This window comes from Sphingomonas sp. PP-CE-1G-424 (assembly GCF_004341085.1).
In the GTDB taxonomy this organism is placed as follows: Bacteria; Pseudomonadota; Alphaproteobacteria; order Sphingomonadales; family Sphingomonadaceae; genus Sphingomonas.
On sequence record NZ_SLXW01000019.1, the window covers coordinates 1 to 9,255 of the forward strand.

General features: G+C 58.7%; 12 protein-coding genes. 9 read left to right on the plus strand and 3 right to left on the minus strand.

What is annotated here, in order from left to right; translation table 11 throughout:
* Window positions 1-211, plus strand: a 211-nt coding sequence (locus tag C8J43_RS21455; RefSeq protein ID WP_243645734.1) for a transposase, incomplete at its 5' end; no start/stop codon positions are given.
* A gap of 383 nt (window positions 212-594) precedes the next feature.
* Window positions 595-912 (plus strand): transposase, encoded by a 318-nt coding sequence (locus tag C8J43_RS21460; RefSeq protein WP_207893482.1) that lies wholly within the window; start codon window positions 595-597, stop codon window positions 910-912.
* 196 nt (window positions 913-1,108) lie between these two features.
* On the opposite strand, the gene C8J43_RS21465 is transcribed toward C8J43_RS21460, so the two are convergent.
* Window positions 1,109-1,435 (minus strand): putative quinol monooxygenase, encoded by a 327-nt coding sequence (locus tag C8J43_RS21465; RefSeq protein WP_133032594.1) that lies wholly within the window; start codon window positions 1,433-1,435, stop codon window positions 1,109-1,111.
* 121 nt (window positions 1,436-1,556) lie between these two features.
* Between C8J43_RS21465 and C8J43_RS21470 the strand changes: the two genes are divergently transcribed.
* The 7 genes from C8J43_RS21470 to C8J43_RS21500 all read left to right on the plus strand — a co-directional run bounded on the left by C8J43_RS21470 (window position 1,557) and on the right by C8J43_RS21500 (window position 8,392).
* Window positions 1,557-1,913, plus strand: a complete 357-nt coding sequence (locus C8J43_RS21470) for a helix-turn-helix domain-containing protein (RefSeq protein ID WP_133032595.1) — start codon at window positions 1,557-1,559, stop codon at window positions 1,911-1,913.
* A 575-nt stretch (window positions 1,914-2,488) separates the two neighbouring features.
* A complete protein-coding gene (locus tag C8J43_RS21475) occupies window positions 2,489-3,925 on the plus strand; it encodes an efflux transporter outer membrane subunit (protein WP_133032596.1) in 1,437 nt (478 codons plus the stop codon).
* Window positions 3,909-5,075 carry an HlyD family efflux transporter periplasmic adaptor subunit gene (locus tag C8J43_RS21480; RefSeq protein WP_133032597.1) on the plus strand — a complete coding sequence of 389 codons (1,167 nt, stop codon included), beginning with the start codon at window positions 3,909-3,911 and terminating at the stop codon, window positions 5,073-5,075. The genes C8J43_RS21475 and C8J43_RS21480 overlap by 17 nt, the downstream gene beginning before the upstream one ends.
* 2 nt (window positions 5,076-5,077) lie before the next feature.
* Window positions 5,078-6,604, plus strand: a complete 1,527-nt coding sequence (locus C8J43_RS21485; RefSeq protein ID WP_133032598.1) for a DHA2 family efflux MFS transporter permease subunit — start codon at window positions 5,078-5,080, stop codon at window positions 6,602-6,604.
* Between the two features lie 196 nt (window positions 6,605-6,800).
* Window positions 6,801-7,382: a TetR/AcrR family transcriptional regulator gene (locus tag C8J43_RS21490; protein ID WP_207893483.1), complete on the plus strand. Its 582-nt coding sequence runs from the start codon at window positions 6,801-6,803 to the stop codon at window positions 7,380-7,382.
* 333 nt (window positions 7,383-7,715) lie between these two features.
* Window positions 7,716-8,009 carry an AbrB/MazE/SpoVT family DNA-binding domain-containing protein gene (locus tag C8J43_RS21495; protein ID WP_133032600.1) on the plus strand — a complete coding sequence of 98 codons (294 nt, stop codon included), beginning with the start codon at window positions 7,716-7,718 and terminating at the stop codon, window positions 8,007-8,009.
* Window positions 8,006-8,392: a type II toxin-antitoxin system VapC family toxin gene (locus C8J43_RS21500; protein WP_133032601.1), complete on the plus strand. Its 387-nt coding sequence runs from the start codon at window positions 8,006-8,008 to the stop codon at window positions 8,390-8,392. Before C8J43_RS21495 ends, C8J43_RS21500 begins: the two co-directional genes overlap by 4 nt.
* Window positions 8,393-8,605: 213 nt before the next feature.
* Here the strand turns inward: C8J43_RS21500 and C8J43_RS21505 are convergent, their stop codons facing one another.
* A complete protein-coding gene (locus C8J43_RS21505) occupies window positions 8,606-9,004 on the minus strand; it encodes a hypothetical protein (RefSeq protein ID WP_133032602.1) in 399 nt (132 codons plus the stop codon).
* Window positions 9,005-9,030: 26 nt separating this feature from the next.
* Window positions 9,031-9,255, minus strand: a 225-nt coding sequence (locus C8J43_RS22240) for a hypothetical protein (protein ID WP_207893484.1), incomplete at its 5' end; no start/stop codon positions are given.

Sequence of the window (9,255 nt, forward strand, 5' to 3'; positions counted from 1 at the left end):
GGAATCGTTCAATGGTCGCTTGCGCGACGAGTGTCTGAACGAACACCTGTTCCCCTCGCTGGCTGCGGCGAGACGGATCATCGAGGCATGGCGGAAGGACTACAACACCGTGCGTCCGCACAGCAGTCTTGGCGGGATGGCTCCCGCCGAGTTTACGAACCGCCCCCGCCAGGGGCATATGGAAACCGAAGCTAAGTTATCAGCGGCCTGAAAACGGGGAGCAGGTCACGCCGGCGCGCAGAACCTGTTCGACGTCTATCCGGACGAGAACCTCGCCTCTACCGTAGCGAGCGTCGCAGCCGGCACGAACGGTTCCGACAATGCCGGTACCCAGCCGTACAACGCCATCTCGCCGTTCGGCTTCAACGGACGGTCAGTGTTCGTTCGGGCAGGGCTAAACTTCTGACTAGGAAACGAGGCTGGCGGACGTTTTGTCGATAGACCAGCTGTCGTAAACGGGTATGCCAATGACGTTTGTCCACTAAATAATGGACCCTGATTGAACAGTTAAAAATCGGAGTGCCATTTAGGATATACCCTATTTGACCGCCGCAGCTTTCCCGTAACTCCGTCTGCCGATCATGATTTGAGAAAATGATTTCGGGAACGGTTTATGGGAAAATGGAGATCCCTAGCGGTCGCTGGCGGCGCGTTCATCGTTTGGAAAACGAGGCGGTGCTTGAGCGCATGGCGACGCGGGTCGCGGCCAGGCCCGGCGTTCTTGACGTCCGCCGGGAGACGGTCGAGCATCCGTTCGGCTCGATCAATCAGTGGATGAACCAGGGCGCATTTCTGATGCGCGGGTTGGAAAAGGTGCGCGCTGAGTTCAGCCTGACCGCGCTCGCCTATAGTCTCAGGCGAGCCATCACCGTCGTCAGCATCCCGGGCATGATACCGGCGGTGAGGGCCTGATCTGCGCCGCCAACTGCGCCGGCGCAATGACCGAGACGCTCCCATCGAGCCATTCCAGCGCCGGTACCGCATCAAACCCGGATTTTAGCGCACTCCAATCCGCTTCGACTAAACAGAACGTTAGGGGCAACGTGCCCGGCGGGTTTTCTCACAGTCTGGCTTCGTTTGCGGGAAAGCCTTGCGGCCGTCATTCCGGTCAGGACAGCATTTCGAGCGCCGCTCTTCCCGAAATCGAATAGCAGTCGGCCCGACGGTCGACGATACCGAGTTTCCCAGCTTCTTCGAATACCGCTTGGAAATCGGGCGCGGAGAGATGCGCGCTCAACGCCGCCTGATCTCGCCAGGCTTCAATCAGGCGGAACGTGCCATCGGCCCCTACTTCCTTCGTAACATCAAGAAACACGCAACCGTCCCGCAGCCTGGCAGCGCTCGCCATGCGCGAAGCGATATCCTGGAACGCTTCCACATCGCTGGATTGGGTGCGATATGTCGCATAGATCAGGATGGTCGGGGTGTCTGTCATGTCCAAGCTCCATTGTTGCGACCGGAAGGGTTATCGATCCCGTCGCGCACGTTTCCAGGATATGGACCCGCACTGATGGCACGGGTAGAACCTACCTAAAGGTAAGTGTTGAACAGGCTCGATGAACGCTCCCCAATCTGACTTTGCAAATGGCTGTGGCCTTGATGTCGCGCTGGCTGCCATGGGTGGCAAATGGAAGCCCCTGATCCTGTATCATCTCCGCTCGGGCCCGAGGCGGTTCAGCGAACTCAAGCGGGCAGTTGCGGGGATTAGCGAAAAAGTTCTGATCCAGCAATTACGTGAACTCGCTTCGGCAGAGGTATTGGTTCGTCACGATTATTGTGAGGTACCGCCAAAGGTCGATTACGCCGTCACGCCGTTCGGCATGACACTAATCGAGGCTCTGCTGCCACTGTGCGAGTGGGGCGTAAGGAACCGCAACCGCGCTTCAGCCATCGACGAAGCACGAAGGATCTAAGCGGAACCCCGACGAAATTGATACGGCGGTTGCGATTGCTCTGCACAGCCAAAGCACCGGATATCCCTGAACGCATGCCATTGCACGGGATTATTAGCTGTCAGCAAGACTTAGAAATGAGGTGAGCTGGTTGCTTAATCTCGTTTAATTTTAAGCATTTACCGAGCTTTCGAAAACGTTCGCGTTCAAGCAGCCGCAGTGAATTACCCGCTGCAACTAACTAAGCGGTCATCAGTGTACGGATAGCTTGACGTGCGCCCAGCTGAATGGCAGGACATAGCAGCCGGAAAGAGGTGGCGGGTTGGTATCCCCGCACTCGTAACAGAGTCTCGATAGCCGCGGCGTCATTTGTCACCCTTGGTGGCTAGTGGCGCTCGTGCGGGTTCCGCAGGTTGCGTCGCATGCCACGACGGAGAACCTGTCTTGCCTATTGAAAACGCAGAAGAAAGCGCCGGTTGTGGGGCGCGGTTCTGGTCGGCGCCATTACCCTTTGTACCGTTAGGGGCCACCATGCTGGCCAAGCTGCTGGGGCTGTCCTCGCATGGATCAAGACAGTGAGAGCGTCCATAACCCTCATGGCGGCCATTGCCATATCTCCGCTCGCGGGGTGCGCCGCTCCCAATCTCGGTCGACGGCCGTCACCGATCACGTCAGCGCAAGTCGAACAGCCCGCAATGCCAGTCGAAAACGCGGTATGGCCAGCGGATCGGTGGTGGGAGGCGTTCGGCGATCCGCAGCTGTCAACGCTCATCACCGAAGGTCTGGACCGGGCTCCCGACCTCGCAGCCGCGTCCGCCCGCTTGCGAGCCGCAGATGCGGTGGCGCGCGAAGCTGGCGCGGCCTTTTTGCCGACGCTTGCAGGGCAGGGCTCGGCCGGGGTTGTCAAACAGAGCTACAATGCCGGTATCCCACGCCAGTTTGTGCCCAAGGGCTGGAATGAAACTGGGAACGCCAACTTGCAGGCGGGCTTCGATATCGACCCATGGGGACGCAACAGGGCCACAGCACGGGCAGCCTTATCCGAGGCGGAAGCGTCCGCAATCGAATTGGCGCAAGCTCGGCTCGTTCTCGCTACGGGCATCGCTGATGCCTACGCAGAACTGATCCGGCTTTCCGCCGAGCGGGCGATCGCCATCGACGTGATCAAGGTGCGGAGCGATACGGAGCAACTGGTATCCGACCGGGTCAGCAACGGACTTGATACGCAAGCCGAACTCAAGCAGGCCACGGGTGCTGTTCCCGCTGCGAAGGCGGAGCTTGGAGCGACCGATGAGGCGATCGCTCTGGTCAAGAACCAGTTGGCGGCATTAACCGGACAAGGTCCCGGCCGCGGAGAGGCAATCGTCGATCCCATCGCAAGAGGCGGACGCTACGGGCTACCCACTGGAATTCGGACCGATCTGCTTGCTCGACGGCCAGACGTCCGAGCCGCAATGGCACGGGTCGAAGCAGCTGCGGCACGCATAAAGGCGGCACGAACCGCCTTTTATCCCTCGCTTAACCTTACAGGCCTGATTGGCCTTCAGGCATTGGGCTTCGGCAACATCTTCAAGGCAGGATCGACCTACGGCAACGTTGCGCCCGCCATCACACTTCCAATCTTCGACGGCGGAGTACTGCGCGCACGCTACCGTGGTTCGCGAGCGAATTATGATGCTGCGGTTGCCGATTACGACGGTGCAGTGATCCAGGCCTTTCGGCAGGTCGCGGATGTCGCCGTCAGCCGTACGGCTTTAACCGGACGCTTGCAAAATGCCCAGGCGGCCTTGCTCGCCTCGCAGCAGGCCTATGAGATTGCTCGGTTGAGGTATCGCGGCGGGCTCTCAACCTACCTCGACGTACTCGCCGCCCAAACGGCGGTTCTCCAAAACCGCCGCATCGCCGCCGATCTTACTACGCGAGCCTTCTCGCTCGATGTCGCGCTCGTTCGCGCGCTCGGAGGTGGGTTCGAGCCCACTGCACCCTTCCATCGGCTAATGCCGCTGCCCTTCAAGGATGATATCCGTGGCTAACAACGAACATGACGCGCAGGACCACCAAGAGAACGATGGCCCTAACGAAAAGAAAGCCACGAACCCGGCGCGCAAGAAAGCGTTCATTGGTATCGCGGCTGTCGTGGTGATCGGCGCTGCCGGCTATGGCGGTTGGCACGTAGTAGTAGCCGGGAAACAGGTTTCGACCGATAACGCTTATGTCGGCGCGGACACCGCGATGGTGACCCCGATGGTTGGTGGTCAGGTGAAGATGATCGCCGTGAACGATACGCAAATGGTTCGTCGTGGGCAGGTTCTTCTACAGCTGGATGACCGGGATAGCCGGATCGCATTGAGTTCAGCAGAGGCAGAACTGGCGAAAGCTCAGCGCGGATTCCGGCAGACGAGTGCAACCGGGGGCGGCTTACGAGCGCAAGTAAACGCACGCGATGCGGAGATCACCCGCGCCCGCGCCCAGCTCACCTCCTCGCAGGCGGATGCCGTGCGGGCCAAAGTCGACTATGATCGCAGACGTACGCTGAGTGCCAGTGGTGCCGTTTCGGGCGACGAACTCACCGCCGCCAGCAATCGATTGGCGAATGCTCAAGCGGCAGTCACGCTAGCCCGCGCAGGGGTCGCACAGGCGCAATCGACCCGGGCTGCAGCTCAGAACGACTATACAGCCAACATCGCTCTCACAAGCGGCGTGTCTACGGATCGATCACCAGACGTTTTAGCTGCACAAGCTAAGGTCGATCAGGCGCGCCTCGATGTAGAGCGAGCGATTCTACGTGCTCCGATCGACGGGATCGTCACCCGGCGAGCGGTCCAGGTAGGACAGCGTATTGCGCCTGGCGCGACGACGATGATGATCGTGCCAACGTCGTATATGTACGTCGATGCCAACTTTAAGGAAGGGCAGCTTGCGCGTGTCAAGCCGGGTCAGAGCGTGCTTCTCAAGTCGGACCTGTATGGTGGTGACGTCGAATACCATGGCCGCGTCGTCGGGTTCTCTGGAGGTACCGGATCGTCATTTGCCTTGATTCCTGCGCAGAACGCGACCGGCAACTGGATCAAGGTCGTCCAGCGTCTGCCCGTTCGAATTGCACTCGACCCTCGCGAATTGGCGCAACACCCTCTGCGGGTCGGCCTGTCTATGGAGGCCGAGGTCAACCTCGGGGACGAGTGACGATGACTGAGGATGTGAAGGAGGGCCGCCTGGCGGGTGGCCAGCTCGCCCTTGCGGCGATAACACTCGCCCTTGCCAACTTCATGGTCGTGCTCGACACGACGATCGCCAACGTGTCGGTGCCGCATATTGCAGGCAGCCTCGGCATCTCGCCGTCACAAGGTATCTGGATCATCACATCCTATGCCGTTGCGGAAGCGATCTGTGTTCCACTGACCGGATGGCTTGCGCAACGCTTCGGCGCGGTACGCACTTTCTTCTGGGGTATGGTCGGCTTCACAGCCTTCTCTGTCCTGTGCGGGATATCAACCAGTCTAGGCATGCTAATCGTAGCACGCATCGGACAGGGCCTCTGCGGCGGTCCTCTAATGCCGCTCAGCCAGACGCTGCTGCTGCGCATTTTTGGGCGCGAGAAGACAGGTGCGGCGATGGGCATATGGTCGGTGACAACCGTCATCGGCCCGATTCTCGGGCCTATTCTCGGCGGCATCATTTCCGACAATGCCTCGTGGAATTGGATCTTCTTCATCAACGTGCCAGTCGGTCTTTTTGTTGTGTTCGGCGCAAAACGGTTCTTGTCGAGCATCGTTATGCCGACCCGTAGGCTGCGTCTTGACGTGGTCGGCTTGGCGTTACTCGTCGTGTGGGTCGGAGCCCTCCAGCTGATCCTCGACCTCGGGCGCGAACGCGACTGGTTCGATGACCGCGTCATCGTCATCCTGGCGATCGTCGCCGCGATCGGGTTCGTCATGTTCCTCGCGTGGGAGCTGACGGAACGCGAACCGGTTGTCGACCTTCGCGTGTTCCGCCATCGCGGCTTCACTGCTGCGGTAACCGCCCAATCGGCCGGCTACGCCGCATTCTTCGCCGGCATTGTCCTTGTGCCGCAATGGCTCCAGCAGAGCCTTGGCTACACAGCGACCTGGGCCGGCTATGCCACGGCTTTTATCGGCGTAGGCAGTCTTATCATGTCACCGATCGTCGCCAAGATGACCGAGACCAAGGATGCACGCCTGCTCGCCTGCATTGGCCTCCTGGGCCTCGGCTTTTCTGCTTACATGAGGGTTGGCTGGACGTCGGACGCAGACTTCTGGACGCTCTCGAACCCACAACTTGTGCAGGGGTTCTTTACGGCCTTTTTCTTTATTCCATTGGCGACATTGGCGTTGGGTTCGGTGAAAGTTGAGGAAACTGCGTCTGCTGCCGGTCTCATGAGCTTCTTGCGGACCGTTGCGGGGGCCTTCGGCGCATCGATTGGTGCGACGATGTGGAACAGCCAGGCGACGGTCGCCCGCAGCGAGATGGCGGGCAGGCTGAACAGCCGGCCTGTACAGGAAGGGTTGGAGGCAACTGGCATGTCGCTCGATCAGGTCCGTAGTGCGATCGAGCGGATTGTTGACCAAGAAGCATTGGCTGTGTCGACCAACCACCTATTCCTGCTGTCAGCGATTGTTTTTGTCGTTGCTGCCACCATCGTCTGGTTTGCACCTAAGCCTACGGCTGCGCTACCTCCAGGAGCTGCGCATTAAACGATGGGAACGAACAAAGGTATTTCAGCTTTTGTGAAGCATGCATCCGGCGATGACGCTTCGTCGAATATCGTGATGATTCCCGACGAGGTAAAGGTGAAGGACAACAAGCATACGTAAACTGTCGAAAACCTCGCCACCGGGCAGATATAAACCGCCTGGATCCAATACAGCTTGGCGCCGAGAGCGCCGACCTGTGTTGGATGGCATGGTCCTGCAACGCGGCCTCCACAATTACAAAGGTTTGCAAATGCGTAGGGACGCCGAAGCCAATCGTGAGAAGCTGATAGCCGCGGGCAAGCAGCTGATGCAGGACGAGGGCGGTGATGTCCCCGTAGAGCGCATCTGCCAGCTCGCCAAGGTAACTCGCGGGACCTTTTATCGTCATTTCACCGACCGTGCAGCCCTGTACGAGGCGGTGCTCGAACACGAACTTCATGCCATGGTCATTGTTCTTGCCGCCCCCGCTGCAGACCCGCTTCATTTTCTCCGACTCTTCGCCGAAATGATGATGCTATATGATAAGTATTTAGCGGCGCTACCCGATATGGCGGACTACAGGGACGATGGTGTCAGCGAGGCCAAGATCGTCGGCGTTATCGAGTCCCCTTTACAGGCCGCGAAAGCCGCGGGTCAGATCGGGAACGATATTACCGCCGACGACGTGATGCTGGTATGTCGCATGGTAGCTTGTGACTGGCGGCTCGACCGTGTGGACGGGTGGCAAACAGCCCTTGATCGTCGTTTGTCTTTAATCATGCGTGGTATCGCGCCTTGATGGTGCAGAACAACCGCGGGCTGAGCCTGCAGCCCTTAACGTGCTGACGACAGTTGCTCGAGATCGCCCGCGTGAACAGGAGAAGACAGTTCTCACCTACCCTGCTTCGCCCGGCGTAGGCTGGCCTTCGATTATCGTGCTCGGGTGTGAAAATGGCATTTGTTCAGTTGTGAAATCGACCCTGATCGTACAGTTCGATTTCACAAAGTCAGACAGGGTATACCCAGACTGACATAGGTGCCTGTTAGGCTAGGCCCAATGTCAGGGCTCGCATTGTGTCACATCTCTTAAGGTGGCATAGGCGATTCAGAAGCATTGAGGAGGAGCGCCGCGATGGCTACGCAGTCCATAGACGTTAAAGTTGCCAGTAACGGTCGGATGATTCTGCCAGCATCGGTTCGCAAGGCGATGGGGCTTCACGGAGACGCGAAGGTCATTTTGACGGTTGAGGACGATCAGGTCCGCCTGTCGCCGATCGGTCACGGGGTTTCTCGCGCTCAGGCGCTTTATCGAGAGCATGCCAAGCAAGCCCGAACAATCGACGACTTCCTATCTGATCGAAAGGCAGAGGCCGTCACCGAGGCAGGCGAGTCTTCACATTCGGACCGGCACGGAGATCCGGCATGACATCTGTTGTAATGGATGCATCTGCGGTGCTGGCGCTGGTTCGGGATGAACCAGGCGCCGACAAGGTCACACCTCACGTCGGACGAGCAGCGATTTCCGCCGTCAACCTGCAAGAGGTTATCAAGGAACTCCTGCTTGGTGGTTTGGACGCAGCCACCATCCGCGAGATCCTAGACGAGCTTCGTCTTGATGTACGTCCTCACGATGTGGAGGCAGCGTATGCGGCCGCTGAGCTGCACACTCAAACGAAGGAATTTGGGCGCGGCCTTGGTGATCGCTCCTGTCTAGCGCTTGCGATCCTACTTGGCGTTCCCGCCCTCACTGCAGATCGCGAGTGGAAGAAGGTAAAGGCCAAAGGGCTCAAGATGGAGCATATCCGCTAGCAGCCGTCGCCAAAACCGGTCAGCTAAGGATTCCCGTTTTCTCGTGTCGTTTAGGCAATTTCGAGAAAATCGATTTGGGAACAGATTTCGAGAAAACGGCACCCAACACCAGTGCTTTTCGGGGCGTTGAGCTGGGGATTCCCCACTTGACCTTCCTTTTCGGGAAAGGCGGGATCGGCAGAAAGCGCCCAGAGCCGGACATCGAGATTACGGTCAAAGCGCCGCAATCCACTCACGGAAAAACCGCTCCTGCCTCTCCACAGACGAAGGAACTACGTCTGGGCCTTCGGCAAATATGTTGACTAAATCGGCCATCTTGACCTGTTCGCCCAAGGTTAGTTTATAGGCCTTCAGTCCCTGCCCCATGTCTCGCGCCATACCGGATGGATATACATTGAGGCTCGACCCGTAACAGAACGGGATGAGGCCTTCATCAGCCAAGCGAGCGCGAATATCGCATAGCGCCTGAAAGTAATCCGTCGCAGAACGCTCTATGACGTTGTCGCGGTATTCGCAGCGGAGGTGACAGTCATCACCTTCGTCTCTCAGCGAGAAAACCGCCCTCTCGTTGTCATCACCGCCGATTAGGAACACCGTATACTGATCGTCCACACCGCCTCCATCGCTGAAGATCCGCCTTACAGGCTATGGCGGCTTTCCACCAATCCCGGCCATTCCCGAAATTCGATGCTGAGAGCAACGGAGAGTAGAGGCACATGACCGGTCTCCCAAGAGCGCGGGTTCTTTTGGTAATGCGGCACGTAGCCAATGACCTGCTCCCCATTTTCAGGCCGCTGATAACTTAGCTTCGGTGTCCATATGCCCTTGGCGGGGGCGGTTCGTAAACTCGGCGGGTGCCAACC